General features: G+C 72.7%; 28 protein-coding genes. 23 read left to right on the top strand and 5 right to left on the bottom strand.

Translation table 11 applies throughout. The annotated features are described in order from the left end of the window. Positions 1-82 precede the first annotated feature (82 nt). The gene (locus tag B6R96_RS37745) at positions 83-244 is read right to left on the bottom strand and encodes a hypothetical protein (RefSeq protein ID WP_184791978.1); all 162 of its coding nucleotides are present in this window, start codon (positions 242-244) and stop codon (positions 83-85) included. 221 nt (positions 245-465) lie between these two features. On the opposite strand from B6R96_RS37745, the gene B6R96_RS25810 reads away from it, so the two are divergent. From B6R96_RS25810 to B6R96_RS25825, 4 genes are all read left to right on the top strand, one after another. Beyond that, positions 466-1,773, top strand: a complete 1,308-nt coding sequence (locus B6R96_RS25810) for an NYN domain-containing protein (protein WP_237291525.1) — start codon at positions 466-468, stop codon at positions 1,771-1,773. Between the two features lie 28 nt (positions 1,774-1,801). Further along, entirely contained in the window at positions 1,802-2,839 is a 1,038-nt protein-coding gene (locus B6R96_RS25815; RefSeq protein ID WP_081523771.1) for an ABC transporter ATP-binding protein, read from the top strand. A gap of 122 nt (positions 2,840-2,961) precedes the next feature. Continuing rightward, a complete protein-coding gene (locus B6R96_RS25820; protein ID WP_234437706.1) occupies positions 2,962-3,708 on the top strand; it encodes an ABC transporter permease in 747 nt (248 codons plus the stop codon). A gap of 47 nt (positions 3,709-3,755) precedes the next feature. Further along, positions 3,756-4,412 (top strand): hypothetical protein, encoded by a 657-nt coding sequence (locus B6R96_RS25825; protein WP_081523773.1) that lies wholly within the window; start codon positions 3,756-3,758, stop codon positions 4,410-4,412. Positions 4,413-4,496: 84 nt separating this feature from the next. Here the strand turns inward: B6R96_RS25825 and ybaK are convergent, their stop codons facing one another. From ybaK to B6R96_RS25840, 3 genes are all read right to left on the bottom strand, one after another. Further along, on the bottom strand, positions 4,497-4,994 hold the full coding sequence (ybaK, locus tag B6R96_RS25830; RefSeq protein WP_030385551.1) for a Cys-tRNA(Pro) deacylase: 498 nt from the start codon (positions 4,992-4,994) through the stop codon (positions 4,497-4,499). A 10-nt stretch (positions 4,995-5,004) separates the two neighbouring features. Continuing rightward, positions 5,005-5,742, bottom strand: coding sequence for an LON peptidase substrate-binding domain-containing protein (locus B6R96_RS25835; protein ID WP_081525258.1), 738 nt, complete (start codon positions 5,740-5,742; stop codon positions 5,005-5,007). 109 nt (positions 5,743-5,851) lie between these two features. Next, positions 5,852-7,447: an oxidoreductase gene (locus B6R96_RS25840; protein ID WP_081523774.1), complete on the bottom strand. Its 1,596-nt coding sequence runs from the start codon at positions 7,445-7,447 to the stop codon at positions 5,852-5,854. A gap of 125 nt (positions 7,448-7,572) precedes the next feature. Between B6R96_RS25840 and hisD the strand changes: the two genes are divergently transcribed. The 8 genes from hisD to hisF are packed head-to-tail and all read left to right on the top strand — an operon-like array spanning position 7,573 to position 13,289. Beyond that, positions 7,573-8,895: a histidinol dehydrogenase gene (gene hisD, locus B6R96_RS25845; RefSeq protein ID WP_030385548.1), complete on the top strand. Its 1,323-nt coding sequence runs from the start codon at positions 7,573-7,575 to the stop codon at positions 8,893-8,895. Continuing rightward, complete coding sequence (locus B6R96_RS25850; protein WP_030385547.1) at positions 8,892-10,010, top strand: histidinol-phosphate transaminase; 1,119 nt, start codon at positions 8,892-8,894, stop codon at positions 10,008-10,010. The genes hisD and B6R96_RS25850 overlap by 4 nt, the downstream gene beginning before the upstream one ends. After that, the gene (gene hisB / locus B6R96_RS25855; RefSeq protein WP_030385546.1) at positions 10,007-10,600 is read left to right on the top strand and encodes an imidazoleglycerol-phosphate dehydratase HisB; all 594 of its coding nucleotides are present in this window, start codon (positions 10,007-10,009) and stop codon (positions 10,598-10,600) included. The genes B6R96_RS25850 and hisB overlap by 4 nt, the downstream gene beginning before the upstream one ends. Before the next feature lie 2 nt (positions 10,601-10,602). Further along, positions 10,603-10,770 carry a hypothetical protein gene (locus tag B6R96_RS37750; RefSeq protein WP_030009964.1) on the top strand — a complete coding sequence of 56 codons (168 nt, stop codon included), beginning with the start codon at positions 10,603-10,605 and terminating at the stop codon, positions 10,768-10,770. Continuing rightward, the gene (gene hisH, locus B6R96_RS25860; RefSeq protein ID WP_030385545.1) at positions 10,767-11,417 is read left to right on the top strand and encodes an imidazole glycerol phosphate synthase subunit HisH; all 651 of its coding nucleotides are present in this window, start codon (positions 10,767-10,769) and stop codon (positions 11,415-11,417) included. Before B6R96_RS37750 ends, hisH begins: the two co-directional genes overlap by 4 nt. Further along, positions 11,417-12,148 carry a bifunctional 1-(5-phosphoribosyl)-5-((5-phosphoribosylamino)methylideneamino)imidazole-4-carboxamide isomerase/phosphoribosylanthranilate isomerase PriA gene (priA, locus tag B6R96_RS25865; protein WP_079404693.1) on the top strand — a complete coding sequence of 244 codons (732 nt, stop codon included), beginning with the start codon at positions 11,417-11,419 and terminating at the stop codon, positions 12,146-12,148. The genes hisH and priA overlap by 1 nt, the downstream gene beginning before the upstream one ends. Then, positions 12,145-12,537: a RidA family protein gene (locus B6R96_RS25870; protein WP_081523775.1), complete on the top strand. Its 393-nt coding sequence runs from the start codon at positions 12,145-12,147 to the stop codon at positions 12,535-12,537. Before priA ends, B6R96_RS25870 begins: the two co-directional genes overlap by 4 nt. Beyond that, on the top strand, positions 12,534-13,289 hold the full coding sequence (gene hisF, locus B6R96_RS25875) for an imidazole glycerol phosphate synthase subunit HisF (protein ID WP_053702183.1): 756 nt from the start codon (positions 12,534-12,536) through the stop codon (positions 13,287-13,289). The genes B6R96_RS25870 and hisF overlap by 4 nt, the downstream gene beginning before the upstream one ends. A gap of 605 nt (positions 13,290-13,894) precedes the next feature. On the opposite strand, the gene B6R96_RS25880 is transcribed toward hisF, so the two are convergent. Further along, entirely contained in the window at positions 13,895-14,527 is a 633-nt protein-coding gene (locus B6R96_RS25880; RefSeq protein ID WP_081523776.1) for a TIGR03085 family metal-binding protein, read from the bottom strand. Positions 14,528-14,618: 91 nt separating this feature from the next. Between B6R96_RS25880 and hisI the strand changes: the two genes are divergently transcribed. From hisI to lgt, 11 genes are all read left to right on the top strand, one after another. Further along, positions 14,619-14,987 (top strand): phosphoribosyl-AMP cyclohydrolase, encoded by a 369-nt coding sequence (gene hisI / locus B6R96_RS25885; protein ID WP_030385540.1) that lies wholly within the window; start codon positions 14,619-14,621, stop codon positions 14,985-14,987. A gap of 17 nt (positions 14,988-15,004) precedes the next feature. Next, on the top strand, positions 15,005-16,495 hold the full coding sequence (locus B6R96_RS25890; RefSeq protein ID WP_079404691.1) for an anthranilate synthase component I: 1,491 nt from the start codon (positions 15,005-15,007) through the stop codon (positions 16,493-16,495). A 14-nt stretch (positions 16,496-16,509) separates the two neighbouring features. Beyond that, positions 16,510-17,184 (top strand): TIGR02234 family membrane protein, encoded by a 675-nt coding sequence (locus B6R96_RS25895; RefSeq protein ID WP_081523777.1) that lies wholly within the window; start codon positions 16,510-16,512, stop codon positions 17,182-17,184. A 111-nt stretch (positions 17,185-17,295) separates the two neighbouring features. Next, positions 17,296-17,547: an HGxxPAAW family protein gene (locus tag B6R96_RS25900; protein ID WP_030385537.1), complete on the top strand. Its 252-nt coding sequence runs from the start codon at positions 17,296-17,298 to the stop codon at positions 17,545-17,547. A gap of 54 nt (positions 17,548-17,601) precedes the next feature. Beyond that, positions 17,602-18,111, top strand: a complete 510-nt coding sequence (locus B6R96_RS25905) for a DUF2752 domain-containing protein (protein ID WP_081523778.1) — start codon at positions 17,602-17,604, stop codon at positions 18,109-18,111. Between the two features lie 172 nt (positions 18,112-18,283). Further along, complete coding sequence (trpC, locus tag B6R96_RS25910) at positions 18,284-19,093, top strand: indole-3-glycerol phosphate synthase TrpC (protein WP_030385535.1); 810 nt, start codon at positions 18,284-18,286, stop codon at positions 19,091-19,093. Positions 19,094-19,171: 78 nt separating this feature from the next. Next, positions 19,172-19,327 (top strand): tryptophan biosynthesis modulator TrpM, encoded by a 156-nt coding sequence (gene trpM, locus B6R96_RS39020; protein WP_384510193.1) that lies wholly within the window; start codon positions 19,172-19,174, stop codon positions 19,325-19,327. A 203-nt stretch (positions 19,328-19,530) separates the two neighbouring features. Continuing rightward, positions 19,531-20,802: a tryptophan synthase subunit beta gene (gene trpB / locus B6R96_RS25920; RefSeq protein WP_030385534.1), complete on the top strand. Its 1,272-nt coding sequence runs from the start codon at positions 19,531-19,533 to the stop codon at positions 20,800-20,802. Beyond that, entirely contained in the window at positions 20,799-21,626 is an 828-nt protein-coding gene (gene trpA / locus B6R96_RS25925; protein ID WP_030385533.1) for a tryptophan synthase subunit alpha, read from the top strand. Before trpB ends, trpA begins: the two co-directional genes overlap by 4 nt. 95 nt (positions 21,627-21,721) lie before the next feature. Beyond that, positions 21,722-22,672, top strand: a complete 951-nt coding sequence (locus B6R96_RS25930) for a DsbA family protein (protein WP_081523779.1) — start codon at positions 21,722-21,724, stop codon at positions 22,670-22,672. Between the two features lie 88 nt (positions 22,673-22,760). Further along, on the top strand, positions 22,761-23,783 hold the full coding sequence (lgt, locus tag B6R96_RS25935; RefSeq protein WP_081523780.1) for a prolipoprotein diacylglyceryl transferase: 1,023 nt from the start codon (positions 22,761-22,763) through the stop codon (positions 23,781-23,783). Positions 23,784-23,785: the final 2 nt, after the last annotated feature.

The raw sequence follows: 23,785 nt of genomic DNA on the forward strand, positions 1-23,785 counted from the left end.
CCCGGGCACGACCCCGGCCGTACGCGGAAGGGCCCGCCCGGTGACACCGGGCGGGCCCTTCCGCGTACTGGGGACACGGCCGTCAGTTGTGGCCGAACTTCTTTTCCTTGCGCTTGTGCGCCATGTCCATCGGGCTCGGCGCCGAGGAGGAGGGCATCGACTCGGTCTCCGAGGTGCCCTTGGTCGGATCCTGCGACCGGGGCTGCTGCTTGGCGGGCTGCTTCTGATTCTTGTTCTTGGCCATGGTGGAACCTCCGTGAGGGTCTAGGGGCCAGGACCGCCTTCACACTCACACAGGGCCAGAAACCGCGCATTTTGGATCATTACTGCGCGTAGCCGGAGCCTCGCACCCCGCCCGCAGTGAGATCCGCCACGCCGATGATCGAGTTCCGGCCTTCAACACCCTTGAGGTCGGGCAGACTCGGGGAACCCGCCGAAAAGCACAGAGGACCCCCAGGGAAGAGGGTGGAACGCGTGGACCGCTGCGTCGTCCTGGTGGACGCCGGGTACCTGCTGGGTGCCGCCGCCAGCCTTCTCGCCGGGGAGCCCTCCCGCTCCCGGATCACCATCGACCATGCCGCCCTCATCCAGGGCCTGCGCGAGCGGGCCGAGGCCGACACCGAACAGCCCCTGCTGCGCATCTACTGGTTCGACGGCGCACCCGACCGGGTGCCCCAGCCCGAACACCGGCGGCTGCGCGTCATGCCCCGCGTCACCGTCCGCCTGGGCGCCCTGACCCGCAGCGACGGGCGCTGGGCGCAGAAGGGCGTCGACGCCGCCATGCACGCCGAGCTCACCGAGCTCGCCCGCAACCGCGCCTGCTCCGACGTGGTCCTCGTCACCGGCGACGGCGACCTGCTGCCCGGCCTGATGTCCGCCAAGGAACACGGGGTCGCCGTCCACCTGTGGGCCGTCCAGGCCGCCGACGGGGACTACAACCAGTCCGAGGACCTCGTCGCCGAGGCCGACGAACGCCGCGTCCTGGACCGGGCCTGGATCACCCGCGCCGTCCGCGCCAAGGACCTCACCGGACTGTGCTCCCCGCCGCCCGCACCGCGCCCCGACATCGCCGCCATCCTCTCGGCCCCGCTGCCCGAGGCGGCGCTCGCCGAGGCCGCCCGCAACGGCACCGCCGCCACCGGGGAACCGGACCGAGACGGGGTCTCCGTACCGGCGCCCGCCACGCCCGGCGGCAAACCGGTCCCCACGCCCAAGGACCTGGCCGGCTCCCTGCGCGCCCCCGGCCAGCAGAGCGCCCCGCAGAACGGGCCGACCGGCGCCCACGCCCCCGCCAGCGCCCTGCGCTGGTCCTCCGACAAGGGCTGGATCGACCGGGCCGGACCGCTGGGCGAGCCCGCCGAGACCGCCTCGCTGCCCACCCTCGCCCAGCTCACCAGCGCCGAACAGCGCTGGGCGGACCGGGAGGAGGACATCACCACCGTCGGCGGCGACCCGTTCGAGGTGGGACAGGTGTTCGCCCGGCGCTGGATGGAACGCCTCCCGGAGACCGTCCACCTGCAGAAGCTGGCCACGATGTACCCGCGGATCCCGCACCGGATCGACGGCGAACTGCTGCGCTACGCGGCCCGGTTCGGGCTGCTCGCGCACAAGGACGACCAGATCGACGAACACGACCGGTACGCCATCCGCGCCGGGTTCTGGCGCGAGATCGACGTCCGCGCCGCCGCCGAACACGTGGCCGCCGTACCGGCCTCGGCACCCGGAGCCGGCCCCGGCGACCACGCCGCCCCGCCGACCCCGACGGCCGAGTAGGGGCGGGAACCCCGTAGGCTGCTCCCTCGTGAGTACGGGCACAGCACAGGCGCAAGAAGGCACGGCGGCGGCCGCGGGAGCGGCGCCGGACGTCATCTGCGCGGTGCGTGACCTCGTCAAGACCTATCCCGCGGTACGCGGCCGGCGCGGGGCCCCCGCCCTGCCCGAGACCCGCGCCAACGACGGGATCTCCCTGGACGTCCGGCGCGGCGAGGTCTTCGGCCTGCTCGGCCCCAACGGCGCCGGCAAGTCCACGCTGGTCCGCCAGCTCACCGGCCTGATGCGGCCGGACTCCGGCTCGGTCACCCTGCTCGGCCACGACATCGTGGGCCACCCCGACCGCGCCGCCCGGCTCCTCGCCTACCTGGGGCAGGAATCCACCGCCCTGGACGAGCTCACGGTGTCGCTCGCCGCCGAGACCACCGGACGGCTGCGCGGGCTCGACCTCCGCGCGGCCCGCGCCGCGCGCGACGCCGTACTGGACGAACTCGGACTGACCGCGATCGCCGGACGGCCCCTGAAGAAGCTTTCCGGCGGCCAGCGCCGCCTCGCCTGCTTCGCCGCCGCGCTGGTGGGGGAGCGGCCCGTGCTGGTCCTCGACGAGCCCACCACCGGTATGGACCCGGTCGCCCGGCGGGCGGTCTGGTCCGCGGTCGACCGGCGCCGCGCACAGCACGGCGCCACGGTCCTGCTGGTCACCCACAACGTCATCGAGGCCGAGACCGTCCTGGACCGGGTCGCCGTCATCGACCAGGGCAAGGTCATCGCCTGCGACACCCCGGCCGGCCTGAAGGCCACCGTCGCGGACGAGGTCCGGCTGGAGCTGGTCTGGCGCGAGGGCGCCCCGTTGGAGGTCCCCGAGGTCGCCCGGCTGCGCGCCCGGGCGGTCGAGTCAGGGCGCCGCTGGGTGCTCCGGCTGGCGCCGGACGAGGCGAGGGCGGCGGTGGCCTCGGTCACCGGGAGCCCGGCCTTCGCCGCGCTCGACGACTTCACCCTGGCCACCCCCAGCCTGGAAGACGTGTACCTGGCCCTCGGCGGCAGGACGAAAGGGCTGGTGAAGTCGTGAGCGACCGTTCGACGGGGGCCGTCCGGGCCGTGCTCGCGCCCGAGCCCGTGCCGTCATCCGCCGCTGCCGCCGCCCCGGCGGAGGCAGCGGGCAGCCGTGCACAGGCACCGCAGCCCGCGCCGCTGGCGCCCGGCGCGCGGTTCTTCCCCTCCCTGGCCGCCGTGTACCGGGCCCAGCTGTCCCGGGCCCGGGTGGCACGGATCCCGCTGCTGTTCGTCGCCACCTTCCAGTCCGTCGGGATCATGATCCTGATGCGGGGCGTGGTCGACGGGGGCTCCGAGGCCCGCGCCGTCGTCGCCGGCTCCTCGGTGCTCGTCGTCGCCTTCGTCGCGCTGAACCTGCTCGCCCAGTACTTCGGGCAGCTGCGGGCCGGCGGCGGACTCGACCACTACGCCACCCTGCCGGTGCCGCCCGCCTCGGTCGTACTGGGCGCGGCCGCCGCGTACGCCTCCTTCACGCTGCCGGGGACCCTGGTCACCGCGGTCGTCGGGTGCCTGCTGTTCGGGCTGCCGATGAGCGGGCTGTGGATCCTGGCCGCGGTGGTACCGCTGGCCGGGGCCGCGCTGGCCGGGCTCGGCGCGGCGCTCGGGCTGCTGGCCCCGCGGCAGGAGCTGGCCACCCTCGCAGGACAGCTCGGCATGTCGGCGGCCCTGCTGCTCGGGGTGCTGCCGCCGGAGCGGATGCCGGACGTCATTGTGTGGGCCCGGGACCTGCTGCCGTCCACGTACGGGGTCGAGGCGTTCGCCCGTACCTTCGCCCCCCGGCCCGACTGGGCCGCCGTCGCCCTCGACCTGGGCGTGTGCGGGGCGGTGGGGGTCCTCTCGCTGGCCGTCGCGACCTGGGCGTACCGCCGGGCGGCCGTCCGCTGACGCGGTCCGCCGACGCCGCTTGCGGGCACACCTGGCACGATGTGGGGGTGACCGAAGCCGTGACCCCGCCGTCCCCCCTCGACCCGCCGCCGCTCCCGCCCGAGAAGCCGGGTGCCGCCACCGGGGCGATCACCCCGGAGGACATCCGGGACGGGGCCGTCGTCGCCCTGCTCGTCGGGGCCGCCGGGCTGCTCCTCGGCCTGCTGTGGGCGTGGCTGGCCCCGCGGGTGCAGTACGTCTCCAACGGGGAGGCCGTGTTCCTGCGCAACAGCGAGAGCGAGGCGCGGATCGCCTCCGACGGCACCTTCTTCCTGCTGTCGCTCGGCCTGGGCGCGCTCAGCGCCGTCGGCACGTTCCTGTGGCGCCGGGCCGGCGGTGTGCCGCTGGTCATCGGGCTCGGGGCCGGATCCGTCTTCGCCGCGCTGGTGGGGTGGCGGTTCGGGCTGTGGCTGGGACCGTCGTCCGACCTGGTCGCCGCGGCGAACCGGGCGGGCAAGGGGGTGCCCTTCGACGCGCCGCTGGAGCTGCTCGCCCACGGGGCACTGCTCGCGTGGCCGATGACGGCCGTGCTGCTGCACCTGGCACTGACCGCGCTGTGGACGCCGCGGGATCCGGATCCCGCGCCCGTGTACGGCTGGACCGGGTACTACCAGGCGCCGCCCGCCGACTCCGCGCCCTCGGCGCCGGAAACCCCGCGCGCCTGACCCTCCCCGGGGGTACGGGTGGGCCGCTGCGCGGAGCGCGGGGCTCGCCCCGCCCCGGACCCCGCGCCTCACACGCCGGCGAGGCTAACCCTGACGGGCGATCGGGGCCAGGGTGGCCGAGGTGAGGGTGGTCAGGTCCGACGGGGAGAGCTCGACCTCCAGGCCGCGGCGGCCCGCCGAGCAGCAGATCGTGGGGTGGGCCGCGGCCGAGGCGTCGATCACCGTGCGCAGCCGCTTGCGCTGGCCCAGCGGGGAGATGCCGCCGCGGACGTAGCCCGTCGTGCGCTCCGCCAGGGCCGGGTCGGCCATCGCCGCCCGCTTGCCGCCCACCGCCGTCGCCAGGGCCTTGAGGTCCAGCGACCCCGACACCGGCACCACCGCCACCGTCAGGACCCCGTCCACGTCCGCGACGAGCGTCTTGAAGACCTGGGCGGGCGAGACGCCGAGCGCCTGGGCCGCCTCCTCGCCGTACGAGGGGTGCGCCGGGTCGTGCTCGTAGGCGTGCGTGGTGAACGCGACGCCCGCCGCCGTCAGGGCGACGATCGCCGGGGTGCCTGCTGCCTGCTTGGACTTCTTCGCCATCGGTGTGCGCTCAGTTCGGGCTCGTCGGGGCACGGGTCAGGTCCACCGCCGGCAGTGACGGGAGGTGGCGGATCACCGCCGTCTCCGTGCGCAGCAGCTTCAGCTCCTCCGCCAGCCGGGTCGCGGTGTCCGGGGCCTGGAGCAGCCGCTGCTTCGCCGGGATGTCCAGCACCGCCGCCGCTGCCACCAGGTAGGAGACCACCGAGGGCTCGTCGGGGAGCTCCGCGCCGGTCAGCGACCGCTCGCGGGCGCCGGCCAGCCGCTTCTGGTAGTTGCGGAAGGCCCGCAGCACGCCCTCGGCCAGCACGCCCGCGCCGTCGCCCGCATCCTCCGGAAGCTCTTCCAGCTCCGCCGTCAGGAAGGGGCCCGAGGCGTCCACCGACACCAGGCGGACCCGCGTCGTGCCGGTCGCCAGGACCTCGAAGCTGCCGTCCTCGCGCTCCCGGACGGTCGCCGCGTCGGCGATGCAGCCGACCCGGTGGAAGGCCTGGATCGGGTCGGGGCCGAAGCCCGCGGCCGGGCCCCGCTCGGGCAGGGCCGTCTGGTCCGGCAGGCCGGGCGCGGTCGGCGCGACCTCCCGGCCGTCGCGGATCGCGACGACCGCGAAACGGCGCGGCTCGTCCTCGCCCGTCCTCAGCAGCTCGCGCATCATGGCGCGATAACGCTCCTCGAAGATGTTCAGCGGGAGGACGAGTCCCGGGAACAGCACCGAGTTCAGCGGGAAGAGGGGCAGGCGAACGGTGGTCACGAGGCACAGGGTAATCGCCCGGGCCACCGAGGGTGTCCGGCGTTTGAGGGGCGGACGGCGGCATCTGCGCGACCCACCGGACGACCCCACCGCGCTCACCCCACCGCGCTCACCCCCGCCGCAGCAGCCGGGAGGCTCCCGCCGCCACCGTCGTGGCCAGGATCCAGCCCATGATGACCAGGCCCGCCGCCCCCCACTGCCAGCCGCCCTCCAGCTTCCACTGCCCCTGCTGACCGAGGTCGATGACCGGCAGCAGCAGGTCCAGCGCGTACAGGGCGGCGCTCCACTGCGGATGCTCGTCCTCCTTGATCGCCGGCGGGTCGAGCTGGGAGAACAGCAGCGCCCCCGCCGCCCACAGCACCGCCATCCACAGGGCGGCCCGGCCCGGGCGGTAGCCGTAGACCACCGTCCAGTCCTGGAGGTAGCCCCACGCCTTCGGGGCGGGCGGCAGCGTGGCCCGGCGCCGCCGCTGCTTGGCCAGCAGCACCTCACGGGCGTCCTGGTCCTCGCCGCTGGCCCGCAGTACGGCGGCCAGCCGCTCGTACGGCTCCGGCGAGTACTCGGGAGTGGCCGCCTCCACCCACTCCAGGCGGCGGGAGAGCGGGAAGTGGCCCCGGGGCGCGAGGTTCTCGTAGACGAACCCCTCGATGGACAGCCCGCCGGGGCCCGGCCAGCTCGTGGAGGTGTCGACGAGCTTGACCACCTTGGCCCCGGACACCACCACCCGGCCCTCCTGCGGCCGCTCGCCGACGAAACGGAACTCGGGGGTCTGGATCCGGCGCAGGGATATCTCCTGCTCGGGGGTGAGCACGAAGCGCGCCCCGTAGAAGTCGATGGCGTCGCCGAAGCGGCCGTCGTCCAGCCGCAGCCCGCCCCGGCACTCGAAGTGCTGGGCCAGCCGGCCGCGGGTGGGCGTCGGCCCCAGCCCGTACGGGGGAGTGGAGGAGCCCCCGTACGCCGCGTAGTCCAGCGCGATCGAGGTCAGGTACAGGGTCCGCTCGACGGTCAGCTGGGGGGCGTTCAGCGCGAAGCGCCCGTACGGATTGCCCAGGCGGGCACCGCGCAGGTTCATCGACACGCCGACCTTGGCGCCGCGCAGGCTCACCTCGCCGTACGTCTCCAGCAGCTCGCCCTGGAAGTCCTGCGCGACGGACATCCCGTCCGCGGCGATCGCCCGCCCCTTGCTGTCCCGCTGCACCACGGCCTGGCTGATCAGCAGATCGGTGCCGATCTGCGCGTCGGTGAGCCGGATCCCGCGCGCCACCCGGCAGCGCGGCAGGTGCAGATCGCCCTCGGTGTGCAGCCGGGAGGCCTCCAGCCGCGGTATCGCGCAGTTGACCATCCGCAGCGTGCCGAAGCGGGCCTCCGACAGCTGGATCTCGCTGTCGAAGCGACAGGACTGGAGCTCCACGTACGGGGCCACCGCGCCACCGGACAGTTCCAGCCGCCCGCTGATCCGCACCCCGCGCAGCTTGAGGGAGGCCACCCGGCCCGGCACCGGCGGCGGCCCGTGCAGCAGCAGCCGGGCGACCACCCGGGCGCGGACGCTGCGCTCGGGCCCCCAGACGTACTCGGCGTGCGGATCGTCCCGGTCGGCGGCGCGGGCGCTGAGATCGCAGACGCTTCCCGTGCGGAACGCCTCCCACATGCGCCGTTCCGCGGCGGTGAGATCCGCCGGTTCCTCGTCCGTGCGCGCCTCGGCCACGGCGGCCCCCCTCCGCTGTCGTCCACGTGTACGGGAACGCTATCGGGCACCTGTGACGTCCGGGACCTGTATCAGCCAGTGATACGGGCGAACGGTGGCGCGAAGCGGTCTGAGAGAATTGTGAGGTGATCTCTCGTATCGACCTGCGCGGTGACGCCCTCCCCGAGGGCGGCGCCCTGCGCGACCTGCTGCCCCGTGCCGAGTTCGACGTAGAAGCTGCCCTGGAGAAGGTGCGGCCCATCTGCGAGGACGTCCATCATCGCGGCACGGCGGCGCTGATCGAATACGCGCAGAAGTTCGACGGGGTCGAGCTCTCGCAGGTCCGGGTACCCGCGGAGGCCATCAAGGCCGCCCTGGAGCAGCTGGACCCGGCCGTCCGCGCCGCCCTGGAGGAGTCGATCCGGCGCGCCCGGATCGTGCACCGGAACCAGCGCCGCACCGAGCACACCACCCAGGTGGTCCCCGGCGGCACCGTGACCGAGAAGTGGGTTCCCGTCGAGCGCGTGGGACTGTACGCCCCGGGCGGCCGCTCGGTGTACCCGTCCTCCGTCGTCATGAACGTCGTCCCGGCCCAGGAGGCGGGCGTCGAGTCGATCGCGCTCGCGTCCCCGCCGCAGAAGGAGTTCGGCGGCCTGCCGCACCCGACGATCCTCGCCGCGTGCGCGCTGCTCGGCGTGGACGAGGTGTACGCGGCCGGCGGCGCCGTCGCCGTCGCGATGTTCGCGTACGGCACCGAGGACTGCCTGCCGGTCAACATGGTGACCGGCCCCGGCAACATCTGGGTCGCCGCCGCCAAGCGCTACTTCACCGGGAAGATCGGCATCGACACCGAGGCCGGCCCGACCGAGATCGCCGTCCTCGCCGACTCCACCGCCGACCCGGTGCACGTCGCCGCCGACCTGATCAGCCAGGCCGAGCACGACCCGCTGGCCGCGGCCGTGCTCGTCACGGACTCCGCCGAGCTCGCGGACGCCGTCGAGAAGGAGCTGGAACCGCAGGTCGCCGCCACCAAGCACGTCGAGGACCGGATCAAGCCGGCCCTGGCCGGCAAGCAGTCCGCGATCGTGCTGGTCGACAGCCTGGAGGACGGCCTGAAGGTCGTCGACGCGTACGGCGCCGAGCACCTGGAGATCCAGACCGCCGACGCCGCCGCGTGGGCCGCCCGCGTACGCAACGCCGGCGCGATCTTCGTCGGCCCGTGGGCCCCGGTCTCGCTCGGCGACTACTGCGCCGGGTCGAACCACGTGCTGCCCACCGGCGGCTGCGCCTGCCACTCCTCCGGCCTGTCCGTGCAGTCCTTCCTGCGCGGCATCCACATCGTCGACTACACGCGCGACGCCCTCGCCGAGGTCACCCACCACGTGGTGACGCTGGCCGAGGCCGAGGACCTGCCCGCGCACGGCGCCGCCCTGAAGGCGCGCTTCGGATGGAAGGTGCCCACCGTATGACCGCCGCCGGCATCGGCATCGACGACCTGCCCATCCGGGACGAGCTGCGCGGCAAGACCCCGTACGGCGCCCCGCAGCTCGACGTACCCGTCCAGCTGAACACCAACGAGAACCCCTACGAGCTGCCCGACGCGCTCGTCGCCCGCATCGCCGAGCGCGTCGCCGAGGCGGCCCGCACCCTCAACCGCTACCCCGACCGGGACGCCGTCGAGCTGCGCACCCAGCTGGCCGCCTACCTCACCCGCACCGGCAAGCACCCGGTCGCGCGGGAGAACGTATGGGCCGCCAACGGCTCCAACGAGGTCATCCAGCAGCTGCTGCAGACCTTCGGCGGGCCCGGCCGCACCGCGCTCGGCTTCGAGCCCTCCTACTCGATGCACGCGCTGATCTCCCGCGGCACCGGCACCGGGTGGATCTCCGGACCGCGCCGCGAGGACTTCACCATCGACGTGGAGGCGGCCGAGCAGGCGATCACCGAGAACGCCCCCGACGTCGTCTTCATCACCTCGCCCAACAACCCCACGGGCACCGCGGTAGAGGCCGAGACGGTCCTCGCCCTCTACGAGGCCGCCCAGGCCGCCAAGCCCTCCCTGGTGATCGTCGACGAGGCGTACGTGGAGTTCAGCCACCGCGACTCGCTGCTGCCCCTCATCGAGGGCCGCCCGAACCTGGTGGTCTCCCGGACCATGTCCAAGGCCTTCGGCGCGGCCGGCCTGCGCCTGGGCTACCTGGCCGCCCACCCCGCCGTCGTCGACGCCGTCCAGCTGGTGCGCCTGCCGTACCACCTGTCGGCCGTCACGCAGGCCACCGCACTGGCCGCCCTGGAGCACACCGACACCCTGCTCGGCTACGTCGAGCAGCTCAAGGCCGAGCGCGACCGCCTGGTCGTGGAACTGCGGGCCATCGGCTTCGAGGTCACCGATTCCGACGCGAACTTCATCCAGTTCGGGAAGTTCGAGGACTCGCACACCGCCTGGCAGAAGATCCTCGACCAGGGCGTCCTGGTCCGGGACAACGGCGTACCGGGATGGCTGCGGGTCACCGCAGGCACCCCGGCGGAGAACGACGCGTTCCTGGAAGCGGTTCGCGCACTGAAGAAGGAGCAGCACGCATGAGCCGCATCGGACGGGTCGAACGGACCACCAAGGAGACCTCCGTCGTCGTCGAGATAAACCTCGACGGCACGGGCAAGGTCGACGTCTCGACGGGCGTGGGCTTCTACGACCACATGCTCGACCAGCTCGGCCGCCACGGCCTCTTCGACCTCACCGTCAAGACCGAGGGCGACCTGCACATCGACAGCCACCACACCATCGAGGACAGCGCGCTCGCGCTCGGCGCCGCCTTCCGGCAGGCCCTCGGCGACAAGGTCGGCATCTACCGCTTCGGCAACTGCACCGTGCCGCTCGACGAGTCCCTCGCCCAGGTGACCGTCGACCTGTCCGGCCGCCCCTACCTCGTGCACACCGAGCCCGAGAACATGGCGCCGATGATCGGCACGTACGACACGACGATGACCCGGCACATCTTCGAGTCCTTCGTCGCGCAGGCCCAGATCGCCCTGCACATCCACGTCCCGTACGGCCGCAACGCCCACCACATCGTGGAGTGCCAGTTCAAGGCCCTCGCCCGGGCCCTGCGCTACGCCGCCGAGTTCGACCCGCGCGCGGCCGGCATCCTGCCCTCCACGAAGGGCGCCCTCTAGCCGTGAACGGCCTGAACACCATCCTGATCGTCCTCGGCCTGTTCCTGGCCGGGGGCGTCTACTCCTTCCAGAAGCAGAAGATGCCCAAGTCGGTCATCATTCTGCTCGCTCTGGCCTCCGCGATGTGTCTGGCCGCCGGAGTCCTGCGAATCCAGGGAATTTGGGAATGAGCGCAGTCCGCCCCACCAAGAACGTCGTCGTCTTCGACTACGGCTTCGGAAACGTACGCTCCGCCGAGCGGGCCCTCGCCCGCGTCGGGGCCGACGTCGAGATCACCCGCGACTACGACAAGGCCATGGACGCCGACGGACTCCTCGTCCCCGGCGTCGGCGCCTTCTCGGCCTGCATGAAGGGCCTCAAGGACGCCCGCGGCGACTGGATCATCGGCCGCCGCCTCTCCGGCGGCCGCCCCGTCATGGGCATCTGCGTCGGCATGCAGATCCTCTTCGAACGCGGCATCGAGCACGGCGTCGAGACCGAGGGCCTGGACGAGTGGCCCGGCACGGTCGGCCCCCTCAAGGCCCCGATCGTCCCCCACATGGGCTGGAACACCGTCGAGTCCCCGGCCGACAGCCAGGCCTTCAAGGGCCTGGACGCCGACGCCCGGTTCTACTTCGTGCACTCCTACGCGGCGCGCGACTGGACCCTCGAAATCACCAACCCGCTGATCCGCGCCCCCAAGGTCACCTGGGCCACCCACGGCGAGCGCTTCGTGGCGGCGGTGGAGAACCGGGCCCTGTGGGCCACGCAGTTCCACCCCGAGAAGTCCGGCGACGCCGGCGCCCAGCTCCTCACCAACTGGATCGAGACCCTGTGATGACCGCACCCACGCTCGAACTCCTGCCCGCGGTCGACGTCCGCGACGGACAGGCCGTGCGCCTCGTGCACGGGGTGTCCGGCAGCGAGACCTCCTACGGCTCCCCGCTGGAGGCGGCCCTCGCCTGGCAGCGCTCCGGCGCCGAATGGCTGCACCTGGTCGACCTGGACGCCGCCTTCGGCACCGGCGACAACCGCGCCCTCGTCGCCGAGATCACCGGCGCCATGGACATCAAGGTCGAGCTCTCCGGCGGCATCCGCGACGACGCCTCGCTCGCCGCGGCCCTCGCCACCGGCTGCACCCGCGTCAACCTCGGCACCGCCGCCCTGGAGACCCCCGAGTGGGCCGCCCGGGCCATCGCCGAGCACGGCGACCGGATCGCGGTCGGCCTCGACGTCCGCGGCACCACCCTCAAGGGCCGCGGCTGGACCAGCGAGGGCGGCGACCTCTACGAGACCCTCGCCCGGCTGGACTCCGAGGGCTGCGCCCGGTACGTCGTCACCGACATCGGCAAGGACGGCACGCTGACCGGCCCCAACCTGGAGCTCCTGAAGAACGTCTGCGCCGCCACCGACCGGCCCGTCGTCGCCTCCGGCGGCATCTCCTCGCTCGACGACCTGCGGGCCCTGTCCGAACTGGTCCCGCTCGGGGTCGAGGGCGCGATCGTCGGCAAGGCCCTGTACGCCAAGGCCTTCACCCTGGAAGAAGCCCTGAAGGTGGTCTCCGCATGAGCAACCCCTCCAACGACGTCCGCCGCATCTCCTCCGGCGGCGCCTACGAGGACGTCATCGGCTACTCGCGCGCCGTGGCCCTCCCCAACGGCCTGGTCCTGGTCTCCGGCTGCACCGCCGCCGACGCGGGCGGCCCGTACGACCAGACCCTCAAGGCCTTCGAAGTCGCCTTCAAGGCCCTCGCCGAGGCCGGCCTGGGCCCCGAGAACGTCGTCCGCACCCGGATGTACCTCACGCACGCCCGCGACGTCGAAGAGGTGGGCCGCGCCCACAAGCAGCTCTTCGACACGGTCCGGCCCGCCGCGACCATGCTCATCATCTCCGGCTTCGTCGACCCCGGCATGGTCGTCGAGGTGGAGGTCGAGGCGTACGGGGCGGTGACCGCATGACCCTCGCCGTACGCGTGATCCCCTGCCTGGACGTGGACAACGGCCGGGTCGTCAAGGGCGTCAACTTCCAGAACCTGCGCGACGCGGGCGACCCCGTGGAGATGGCCAAGCTGTACGACGCCGAAGGCGCCGACGAGCTGACCTTCCTCGACATCACGGCGTCCTCCGGGAACCGCGAGACCACGTACGACGTGGTGCGCCGCACCGCCGAGCAGGTCTTCATCCCGCTCACGGTGGGCGGCGGCGTCCGCACGGCCGACGACGTGGACAAGCTCCTGCGGGCGGGAGCGGACAAGGTGGGCGTGAACACGGCCGCCATTGCCCGCCCCGAGCTGATCCAGGAGATCGCGGAGCGCTTCGGCCGGCAGGTCCTCGTCCTGTCCGTGGACGCACGCCGCACCCCTGCCGGGACCTTCGAGGTCACCACGCACGGCGGACGCCGGGGCACCGGCATGGACGCGGTGGAGTGGGCACACCGGGCGGCCGAACTGGGCGCCGGGGAGATCCTGTTGAACTCCATGGACGCGGACGGGACGAAGGACGGCTACGACACGGAGATGATCGCGGCGGTACGCAGGCACGTCACGGTCCCGGTGATCGCCTCGGGCGGCGCGGGACGGCTGGCGGACTTCGCGCCGGCGATCGAGGCGGGCGCGGATGCCGTGCTCGCGGCGTCGGTCTTCCACTTCGGAGACCTGCGCATCTCCGAGGTCAAATCCGCCCTCCGCGAAGCGGGCCACCCCATCCGCTGAAACCCTGCCCGGGTGTGTCCCGGTGCCCTGGCCGGGCGGGGTGCGGGTCCCTCCGGGGGTGTGGCCCGGTGGCCGCCGGTGCCCTGGCCGGGCGGTGCGGGTTGTTTTCCCGGGTGCGGCCCGGTGGCCGCCGATGCCCTGATCGGGCGGTGGGGGTTGTTTTTCCGGGTGCGGGCCGGTGGCCGCGCCTCAATCGCCGGCGGGGCTGGGTTTGGCTTCGGGTGGGGCGGTGCCCCTCCGGGGGCTCTCCTCGGCTTGCGGAGTGCGGCCGGGCCGGGATGGGATTCGGGGGTGGATCCGCGTCGCCTGCGGGGAGCCCCCGGAGTGTCCCCGCCCCACGGCCCCTTCGATGGTCGGGCGGGGTGATCCGCCGGGGTGGGGGTGTGGCGACGGTGGGGGGTGTCCCCGCAGGCGACGCGGATCCACCCCCGTCCGGCAGGTCGGTGCCGGGTGCCTCCGCAAGCCGAGGAGACACCCCCCGGCGGCGCCGCGCCCCCACCCCCTGTTCCGACCCCGCCCGGGCGGCACCACCCAGCCCCGCCGGCGTTTGAGGCGCGGCCACCGGCCCGCACCCGGCAGAACAACCCGCACCGCCCGGCCAGGGGTCAGAGGCCCAGCGCTGCCACCGTCAGTTTGGCGACGGCCTCCTTCTCGCCGTCCAGCGTCACCGACGCCGCCGCCTGGCGGCCGAAGCAGAACAGCGTCAGCTCACCCGGTTCCCCCGTCACCGTGACCACCGGCGCGCCCTTGTGGGCCACCACGGTCCGCCCGTCCGGGCGCCTCAGGACCAGGCCCACCGGCGAGCGGCGGCCCGTCAGGCGGGCCAGCTTCTCCAGCCGGGACCACAGCGCGTCCGAGAAGACCGGGTCCAGTTCCCGCGGGGTCCAGTCCGGCTGGGCGCGCCGGACGTCCTCCGCGTGCACGTAGAACTCCACCGCGTTCGCCGCCTCGTCGATCTGCTTCAGCGCGTACAGCGACATCCTCGGCGGGCCGGTCCTGATCAACTGGATCAGTTCCTCGTACGGCTTGGCCGTGTACTCCTCCATCGCCTTGTCCAGGCGGGCCTTCAGCACGTTCAGCAGCAGTCCGCCCGCCGCGTCGGGCCGCCGCTCCCGCACCACCACGTGCGCGGCCAGGTCCCGACAGGTCCAGCCGGCGCACAGCGTGGGGGCCTCCGGGCCCGCCCCCTCCAACAGGTCCGCCAGCAGCAGGCGTTCACGCTTCGCATGGGTAGACATGCGGGCCAGCCTACGGCCGGATCACGCTGAGCGCCCGCTCATCAGGCGGACATGGATCATTCTGCGCATCCGGGCCCGGCACAATGGCTGCATGAGTACGTCCCCCCGCCCCGGCAACCTCGATCCCGCCATCGCCGCGCGCCTCAAGCGCTCCGCGGACGGCCTGGTCCCGGCCATCGCCCAGCAGTACGACACCGGTGAGGTGCTCATGCTCGGCTGGATGGACGACGAGGCCCTGCACCGCACCCTGACCACCGGCCGCTGCACCTATTGGTCCCGCAGCCGCCAGGAGTACTGGGTGAAGGGGGACACTTCCGGCCACTTCCAGCACGTGAAGTCCGTCGCGCTCGACTGCGACGCCGACACTCTGCTCGTCCGGGTGGACCAGGTCGGAGCGGCCTGCCACACCGGGGCACGCACCTGCTTCGACGACGATGTCCTCCTCCGCGCAGCCGACTAGGTAGGGTCCCCCTCGAAATGGATCTCGATACGTTCCGCAAGCTCGCGGCCGACCGCCGCGTCATCCCCGTGAGCCGCAAGCTGCTGGCCGACGGGGACACCCCCGTCGGGCTCTACCGCAAGCTGGCTGCCGAACGCCCCGGCACCTTCCTCCTGGAGTCCGCCGAGAACGGCCGCTCCTGGTCCCGGTACTCCTTCATCGGGGTCCGCAGTGACGCCACCCTGACCTCCCGGGACGGCCGGGCGCACTGGATCGGCTCCCCGCCCGTCGGCGTTCCCACCGACGGCGACCCGCTGGACGCCCTGCGCGCCACCGTCGAGGCCCTGCACACCCCCCGCGATCTCGCGGGCGCCATGCCCCCCTTCACCGGCGGCATGGTCGGCTACCTCGGCTACGACATCGTGCGCCGCCTGGAGCGCATCGGCGAGCACACCAGCGACGACTTGGAGCTGCCCGAGCTGACGATGCTGCTCACCTCCGACCTCGCGGTGCTGGACCACTGGGACGGCACCGTCCAGCTCATCGCCAATGCCATCAACCACAACGACCTCGACTCCGGGGTCGACGAGGCGTACGCCGACGCCGTGGCCCGCCTCGACGCGATGGAGGCCGACCTGGCACGGCCCGCCCCCTACGCCCCGGCCGCGCTCCCCGCCTCCGAGCTGCCCGAGTTCTCCGCCCTGTGGGGCGGCGAGAAGTACCAGGCGGCCGTCGAGGACATCAAGGAGCGCATCCGGGCCGGCGAGGCCTTCCAGGTGGTGCCCTCGCAGCGGTTCGAGACCCCCTGCCACGCCTCCGCGCTGGACGTCTACCGGGTGCTGCGGGCCACCAACCCGTCCCCGTACATGTACCTCTTCCGCTTCGAGAACGGCTTCGACGTGGTCGGCTCCAGCCCCGAGGCGCTGGTCAAGGTCGAGGACGGGCGGGCCATGGTCCACCCCATCGCCGGCACCCGCCACCGGGGCGCGACCCCGCAGGAGGACAACGACCTCGCCGATGAGCTGATGGCCGACCCGAAGGAGCGCGCCGAGCACCTGATGCTCGTCGACCTGGGCCGCAACGACCTCGGCCGGGTCTGCGAGCCGGGATCGGTCGAGGTCGTCGACTTCATGTCGATCGAGCGCTACTCCCACGTCATGCACATCGTGTCCACCGTGACGGGCCGCGTGGCCGAGGGGAAGACCGCCTTCGACGTGCTGACCGCCTGTTTCCCGGCGGGCACCCTCTCCGGTGCGCCCAAGCCCCGCGCCATGCAGATCATCGAGGAGCTGGAGCCCTCCCGCCGCGGCCTGTACGGCGGCTGCGTGGGCTACCTGGACTTCGCGGGCGACTCCGACACCGCCATCGCCATCCGTACCGCGCTGCTGCGCGACGGCACGGCGTACGTGCAGGCCGGAGCCGGTGTCGTCGCCGACTCGGTGCCCGAGTTGGAGGACAAGGAGTGCCGCAACAAGGCGGCCGCCGTGCTGCGCGCGGTGGGAGCGGCGAACCGCCTCCACAGCTCCTGAGGGCGTAGGGGATAGTGGGGTACGTGAGTGCCGTACCCCCACCCCGAACCGACGCCGACGCCGAGCCCGAGGCGCCCGACAGCCGCGGCGGCCGCCGCAGTGTGGCCGTCGCCCTGCTGCTCGGCGCGCTCGGCGCGACCGTCGTCCTGCTCGCCTCCGGCCGGACCTGGGCCCGGGGCACCGCCGCCATCGGCAGCGACTCGCTCCAGCTGGCCGCCGACGGGCGGGCCGTCACCGGCCTGCCCGCCGCGCTGGCCATCGTGGGCCTCGCCGCGCTGGTCGCCGTCTTCGCCGTACGCGGCAGGAGCCGGCTGATCGTGTCGGGGCTGCTGGCGCTGAGCGGCCTCGGCGCGGTCCTGTCCGCCCTGTTCGGCGCCGACGGCCGCCGGGCCCTGGACGCGCAGGCCGCCCGTACGACCGCCGACAGCGCGGCGCACGTGGCCGGACTGACCCAGACGACCTGGCCCTACGTCACGGCGGCCGGCGCGGCGCTGATCCTGGCCGCCGGGCTGCTGGCCCTGCGCTTCGGCCGGAGCTGGCCCTCGATGGGGGGCCGCTACGAGCGTGACGGCAGCCCCCGTACGCGGACTGTCGCGGCGGTGGATCCGGACCGGCCGGAAGATCTGTGGAAGGCTCTGGACCGCGGCGAGGACCCGACCACCGACCCGGGCGCCGACTGGGCCCACTGACCGGACCCCCCTGGACGGCGAGGCCGCCCGGTGCGGGACAATGGTCGCCGAGCGTTCGACACAGACCGCACGTTCGACACAGCAGCGCGACAGAGCAACGAGGAGCAACTCATGGCGGGCACTAGCCACGGACACACCCCGGCCGCCTGGACCGGTGTCATCATCGCCTTCATCGGTTTCTGCATCTCCGGCGCCTTCATGGTGATCGCGAACCCGCTCGGCTTCTGGGCCGGCCTCGTCGTCGTCGTGCTCGGCGGTGTCGTCGGCCTGGGGATGCGTGCCGCGGGCATGGGCGCGCCGAAGCCCGCGCACAAGGACCTCGCCGAGGTCATCGCCGCTTCCAAGGTTCCCGCCAAGGTCTGAGCGCGCGAGCGACACAGCCGAAAGGCGCGGCCCCGCCGGGCTGCGCCTTTTGTCATGAGCGGAGAGAATCAGCAGGTGGACGCCTCTCGCACCCCCGATGCCCCGCTGTCACCGGCCCCCGTGCCGGCGGTCCCCGCGGAGCCCGTGCGCCCGGCCGGGCAGCCGTCGAGGGCCCGGCGGCTCGCCGTTCCGGCGCTCTACCTGGCCGGTGTCGCCGGCGCCTTCGCGTATGTCGGGGCCGTCGACCCCAATGAGCCCGGCCACTACCCGGTGTGCCCGCTGTTCCGGCTGACGGGTGTCCTGTGCCCGGGGTGCGGTGGTCTGCGCAGTGCGCACGCCTTCGCGCACGGGGACCTGGTCGCTGCTTTCGGGGCGAATGCGCTCGCGGTCGTCGGTTACTTCGTCTTCGCGGGTTTCATGGCGCTGTGGCTGGTTCGCGCGTTCCGCGGCGGGCCGACTCCGAGGATCGTGCTGCGTCCGAGGTACTGGTGGGCGCTGGGGGCACTGGCACTGGTTTTCGTCATTGTCCGAAATCTCTCTTTCGGCTCCGCACTGGCGCCCTGAGCCCCCTGGGCAGGCCCTATGAAGCACGGATTCCGAATGTCCAGTTACTGGGACGCCGTCAACCGCGTGCGGAGGGCAACGCCTCCTGCGGATACCATTTGAATGCCGACCTTGTTGTTGTACGTGTCTGCAAGGCGGCCGACCGTCATCGACCCGGAAGGGGGCCGCTCGCGTGAGTGTGCTCGACGAGATCATCGAAGGGGTCCGCGAAGACCTTGCCGAACGGCAGGCCCGCGTGAGCCTCGACGAGCTCAAGGAGCGTGCCGCCAAGGCGCCCCAGGCCAAGGACGGCGTCGCTGCACTGCGCGGCGACAGCGTCAAGGTGATCTGCGAGGTCAAGCGCTCCAGCCCCTCCAAGGGCGCGCTGGCCGCCATCGCCGATCCGGCCGGGCTCGCCGCCGACTACGAGGCGGGCGGTGCGGCGGTCATCTCCGTCCTCACCGAGCAGCGCCGATTCGGCGGCTCGCTGGCCGACCTGGAGGCCGTCCGCGCCCGCGTGGACATCCCGATCCTGCGCAAGGACTTCATCGTCACGGCGTACCAGCTCTGGGAGGCCCGCGCCTACGGCGCCGACCTCGCCCTGCTGATCGTCGCGGCCCTGGAGCAGGAGGCCCTCGTCTCCCTCATCGAGCGGGCCGAGTCCATCGGTCTCACCCCGCTCGTGGAGGTCCACGACGAGGAGGAAGTGGAGCGCGCGGTCGCCGCCGGTGCCAAGATCATCGGCGTCAACGCCCGCAACCTCAAGGACCTCAAGGTCGACCGCTCCACCTTCGAGCGCGTCGTCCCCGAGATCCCGGACCACATCGTCAAGATCGCCGAGTCCGGCATCCGCGGCCCGCACGACCTGATCGCCTACGCCAACGAGGGCGCCGACGCCGTCCTCGTCGGGGAGTCCCTGGTGACCGGACGCGACCCGAAGGCGGCCGTGGCCGACCTCGTCGCCGCCGGCGCCCACCCCGCCCTGCGCCACGGGCGGAGCTGACCCGTACCCGTGACCCGCGACCTCCCCTCCGTCCGCACGCAGTCCGCGCCCCCGGCAGCTCGCCGCGGCGCGGCGGGCGTGCCGACGGCGCACGCGCCCCTGGCGCGCGGCTGCCGCCCCCGCGGCTGCCGCGCCCCGGCCCGGCGCGTGCACGGGCGGCGGGTCCGGTATGTGATCGGCTCCGAGCCCGGCCAGGTCAACGGCATGCGATGGCGCCGCGGAGACGCGCCGTAGGAGGGCCGTCGCGGTCCGGTACGCGAGACGTACCGAGCCGCGCGCATCTCCCGTACGGCCTGCTGCCCCGGGCCGCCGGCTCCGGACGCGGGCCGTCCCTCACGTACGCGCACACATCCCCCAGCGGGGTGTGCGCGGCACTTGCGGGCGGCGCAATACGGTGAAGCCACCCGCCGCATCTCGCACCCGTAGGAGCACTGGACATGTCCAGCGAGTTCTTCATTCCGGACCCGGAGGGTCACGTCCCCAACGCCGAGGGTTACTTCGGTGACTTCGGCGGCAAGTTCATCCCGGAGGCGCTCGTCGCCGCCGTGGACGAGGTCGCCGTCGAGTACGAGAAGGCCAAGGGCGACCCGGCCTTCGCGGCCGAGCTCAATGACCTCATGGTCAACTACACCGGCCGCCCGAGCGCCCTCACCGAGGTGCCGCGCTTCGCCGAGCACGCCGGCGGCGCCCGGATCTTCCTCAAGCGCGAGGACCTCAACCACACCGGCTCGCACAAGATCAACAACGTGCTGGGCCAGGCGCTGCTCACCAAGCGCATGGGCAAGACCCGTGTCATCGCCGAGACCGGCGCCGGCCAGCACGGCGTGGCCACCGCCACCGCCTGCGCCCTCTTCGGCCTCGAGTGCACCATCTACATGGGCGAGGTCGACACTCAGCGCCAGGCCCTGAACGTGGCCAGGATGCGCATGCTGGGCGCCGAGGTCATCGCCGTGAAGTCCGGCTCCCGCACGCTGAAGGACGCCATCAACGAGGCGTTCCGCGACTGGGTCGCCAATGTGGACCGCACCCACTACCTCTTCGGTACGGTCGCCGGCCCCCACCCCTTCCCGGCCATGGTCCGCGACTTCCACCGCGTCATCGGTGTCGAGGCCCGCCGCCAGATCCTGGAGCGAGCCGGCCGGCTGCCCGACGCCGTTGCGGCCTGCGTCGGCGGCGGCTCCAACGCCATCGGCCTCTTCCACGCCTTCATCCCGGACACCGGAGTCCGCCTGGTCGGCTTCGAGCCCGCCGGGCACGGCGTCGAGACCGGCGAGCACGCGGCCACGCTGACCGCCGGCGAGCCGGGGATCCTGCACGGCTCCCGCTCCTACGTCCTCCAGGACGAGGAGGGCCAGATCACCGAGCCGTACTCCATCTCGGCCGGCCTGGACTACCCGGGCATCGGCCCGGAGCACTCCTACCTCAAGGACTCCGGCCGCGGCGAATACCGCGCGGTCACCGACGACGCGGCGATGCAGGCGCTGCGGCTGCTCTCGCGCACCGAGGGGATCATCCCGGCGATCGAGTCGGCGCACGCCCTCGCGGGCGCCCTGGACCTGGGCCGGGAGCTGGGCAAGGACGGCCTGATCGTCGTCAACCTGTCCGGTCGCGGCGACAAGGACATGGACACGGCCGCCCGCTACTTCAACCTGTACGACACCGACGGTGAAGTCGCCGACAACGAGTTCTCCGAGGGGGACGACAAGTGAGCCCCACGCACGGACGCGGCAACATCGAGCTGCTGAGCGCCACCCTCGCCAAGGCGAAGTCCGAGGACCGGGCCGCCCTCGTCGCCTACCTCCCCGCGGGCTTCCCGACCGTCGACGGCGGCATCGAGGCCGTCAAGGCCGTCATCGCCGGCGGCGCGGACGTCGTCGAGATCGGCCTGCCCCACAGCGACCCGGTCCTCGACGGGCCGGTCATCCAGACCGCAGACGACATCGCCCTGCGCGGCGGCGTCAAGATCGCCGACGTGATCCGCACGGTGCGCGAGGCGCACGAGGCGACCGGGGCCCCGGTCCTGGTGATGACCTACTGGAACCCCATCGACCGTTACGGCGTCGAGCGGTTCACGTCCGAGCTGGCGGCGGCGGGCGGCGCCGGCTGCATCCTGCCGGACCTGCCGGTGCAGGAGTCCGCGCTGTGGCGCGAGCACGCGCAGAAGCACGGTCTGGCGACCGTCTTCGTCGTGGCTCCCAGCAGCAAGGACGCCCGCCTGGCCACCATCACGGCGGCCGGCTCCGGCTTCGTCTACGCCGCCTCCCTCATGGGGGTCACCGGAACCCGCGAGTCCGTCGGCAACCAGGCCGCGGACCTGGTCCGCCGGACCCGCGCCACTAGCGATCTCCCCGTCTGCGTGGGCCTCGGCGTCTCCAACGCCGCCCAGGCCAAGGAGGTCGCGGGCTTCGCCGACGGCGTGATCGTCGGTTCGGCCTTCGTGAAGCTGCTGCTGGACGCGCCGGACCTGCCGAGCGGGCTGGACGCCGTACGGTCGCTGGCGGGCGAGCTTGCGGAAGGCGTACGCAGGAGCTGAGACAAAACGGACGTCTGATCGGGTTCTGTAGTCCGATCGGGTGGAATGACGGGCAGGGAGGCACGCGAGTGCCTCCCTGCTTCGTTTGGCGGAGCGTGAGCGAGAAGAACGACGGTGCGAACCGCGATGCGACGAAACGATCGGCCCGGGAGCGACTCCAAGCGGAGCGCGAGCGGCAGAAGACCCGGGACAAGCGCCGGCGGACCCTCATCGTGGCGTCGGCGGTGGTCGGTGTCCTTGCCCTGGCGACCGTCGTCGGTGTGATCGCGGCCAACACCGGCAAGGACAGCAGCGCGAAGGGCGGCCCGGTCGTCGCCCCCTCCGGGGCCACCGGCAAGGACGCGCTCGCCATCCAGACGGGCAAGCCGGAGGCCAAGTCCACCCTCACCGTCTGGGAGGACGTCCGCTGCCCCGCCTGCAAGGCGTTCGAGGACAACTACCGGGAGACCGTCCACGAGCTGGAGGCCAAGGGCCTGCTCAAGGTGGACTACCACCTGGTCACCCTCATCGACGGCAACATGGGCGGCAGCGGCTCCCTGAAGGGGGCGAATGCGGCGGCCTGCGCGCAGGACGCCGGCAAGTTCTCCGAGTACCACGACGTCCTCTTCCAGAACCAGCCGCAGGAGGTCGACGACGCCTACGGCAAGAACGCCAAGCTGCTGGAGCTGGCCGGCAAGGTCGAGGGGCTGGACACCCCCGAGTTCCGCGCCTGCGTCGAGGACGGCACCCACAACAGCTGGGTGGGCAAGTCGCACGAGGCCTTCCGGGCCGGAAAGTTCCGGGGCACGCCCACCGTGCTGCTCAACGGCAAGGACATCTTCTCCGACCAGGCCAACCAGCTGACCCCGCAGAAGCTCAAGGAGCAGGTGGAAGCCGCCGGCGGGGTCGCGAAGCCGTCACCGTCGGCCAGCGCGACGCCCGGGTCCGGCGGGAAGAACGGGACCAAGGCCTCGCCGTCCGCGTCACGGACGGGCTCCGGCGGGTCGTCCGGCACCACCTCGAACCGGTCCTCCGCCGGCTCGTCGAACGGGACCCGGCAGGACTGACGGACGCCTGTTCCATGTCTGGATTTGGTTTCGTCTTGCCGGGCGGGTTGCGGTCCGTACCGCCCGGCAGGGTAGCGTCATGTCTGCCATGGACCTTGCTTACATCCCCAGCCCGTCGACCGGCGTGATCCATCTCGGACCGATCCCGCTCCGCGGCTACGCGTTCTGCATCATCATCGGCGTCTTCGTCGCCGTCTGGCTCGGCAACCGGCGATGGATCGCGCGCGGCGGAAAGCCGGGCACGGTCGCGGACATCGCCGTGTGGGCCGTGCCCTTCGGCCTGGTCGGTGGTCGCCTCTACCACGTGATCACCGACTACCAGCTCTACTTCGGCGAGGGCCGCAACTGGGTCGACGCCTTCAAGATCTGGGAGGGCGGACTCGGCATCTGGGGCGCCATCGCGCTCGGCGCGGTCGGTGCCTGGATCGGCTGCCGCCTGCGCGGGATCCCGCTGCCGGCCTGGGCGGACGCCCTGGCCCCCGGGATCGCGCTGGCCCAGGCCTGCGGACGCTGGGGCAACTGGTTCAACCAGGAGCTCTACGGCCGCGCCACCGACCTGCCGTGGGCGGTGGAGATCACCGCGGGTCCGAACCGGGACGCCGGCACCTACCACCCGACCTTCCTCTACGAGTCGCTGTGGTGCATCGGTGTCGCGCTGCTGGTCATCTGGGCCGACCGCCGCTTCACGCTCGGCCACGGACGGACCTTCGCCCTGTACGTCGCCGCGTACTGCGTCGGCCGCGGCTGGATCGAGTACATGCGCGTCGACGAGGCGCACCACATCCTGGGCCTGCGCCTGAACGTCTGGACCTCGATCGTCGTCTTCGTCCTGGCGGTCGTCTACCTGGTGCTGTCGGCGAAGCTGCGGCCGGGCCGCGAAGCGGTCGTCGAACCGGACCGGGACGCCCCCGGCGGCAAGGACGGCGACAAGGCGGCCCCGGCCGAGGCGGACGCCGGCGCCGCAGCCGCTGACGCGCAGAAGCCCGGGCCCGCCGAGTCCAAGGCACCCGTTCTGACGAAGAGCGACCCGGCCGACGCCAAGGCACCCGTTCTGACGAAGGACGACCCGGCCAAGGCCGAGGCCGACGCCCCGGAGGCCGGCAAGCGCTGACC

The organism is Streptomyces sp. Sge12 (assembly GCF_002080455.1).
In the GTDB taxonomy this organism is placed as follows: domain Bacteria; phylum Actinomycetota; class Actinomycetes; order Streptomycetales; family Streptomycetaceae; genus Streptomyces.

Coding starts and splice junctions, on each gene's coding strand:
- B6R96_RS37745 (WP_184791978.1), bottom strand. CDS start 244: ATGGCCAAGAACAAGAATCAGAAGCAGCCCGCCAAGCAGCAGCCCCGG.
- ybaK (WP_030385551.1), bottom strand. CDS start 4,994: ATGGCGAAGAAGTCCAAGCAGGCAGCAGGCACCCCGGCGATCGTCGCC.
- B6R96_RS25850 (WP_030385547.1), top strand. CDS start 8,892: ATGACCGCCGCCGGCATCGGCATCGACGACCTGCCCATCCGGGACGAG.
- hisB (WP_030385546.1), top strand. CDS start 10,007: ATGAGCCGCATCGGACGGGTCGAACGGACCACCAAGGAGACCTCCGTC.
- hisH (WP_030385545.1), top strand. CDS start 10,767: ATGAGCGCAGTCCGCCCCACCAAGAACGTCGTCGTCTTCGACTACGGC.
- priA (WP_079404693.1), top strand. CDS start 11,417: ATGACCGCACCCACGCTCGAACTCCTGCCCGCGGTCGACGTCCGCGAC.
- B6R96_RS25870 (WP_081523775.1), top strand. CDS start 12,145: ATGAGCAACCCCTCCAACGACGTCCGCCGCATCTCCTCCGGCGGCGCC.
- hisF (WP_053702183.1), top strand. CDS start 12,534: ATGACCCTCGCCGTACGCGTGATCCCCTGCCTGGACGTGGACAACGGC.
- B6R96_RS25880 (WP_081523776.1), bottom strand. CDS start 14,527: ATGTCTACCCATGCGAAGCGTGAACGCCTGCTGCTGGCGGACCTGTTG.
- hisI (WP_030385540.1), top strand. CDS start 14,619: ATGAGTACGTCCCCCCGCCCCGGCAACCTCGATCCCGCCATCGCCGCG.
- B6R96_RS25890 (WP_079404691.1), top strand. CDS start 15,005: ATGGATCTCGATACGTTCCGCAAGCTCGCGGCCGACCGCCGCGTCATC.
- B6R96_RS25900 (WP_030385537.1), top strand. CDS start 17,296: ATGGCGGGCACTAGCCACGGACACACCCCGGCCGCCTGGACCGGTGTC.
- B6R96_RS25905 (WP_081523778.1), top strand. CDS start 17,602: ATGAGCGGAGAGAATCAGCAGGTGGACGCCTCTCGCACCCCCGATGCC.
- trpB (WP_030385534.1), top strand. CDS start 19,531: ATGTCCAGCGAGTTCTTCATTCCGGACCCGGAGGGTCACGTCCCCAAC.
- lgt (WP_081523780.1), top strand. CDS start 22,761: ATGGACCTTGCTTACATCCCCAGCCCGTCGACCGGCGTGATCCATCTC.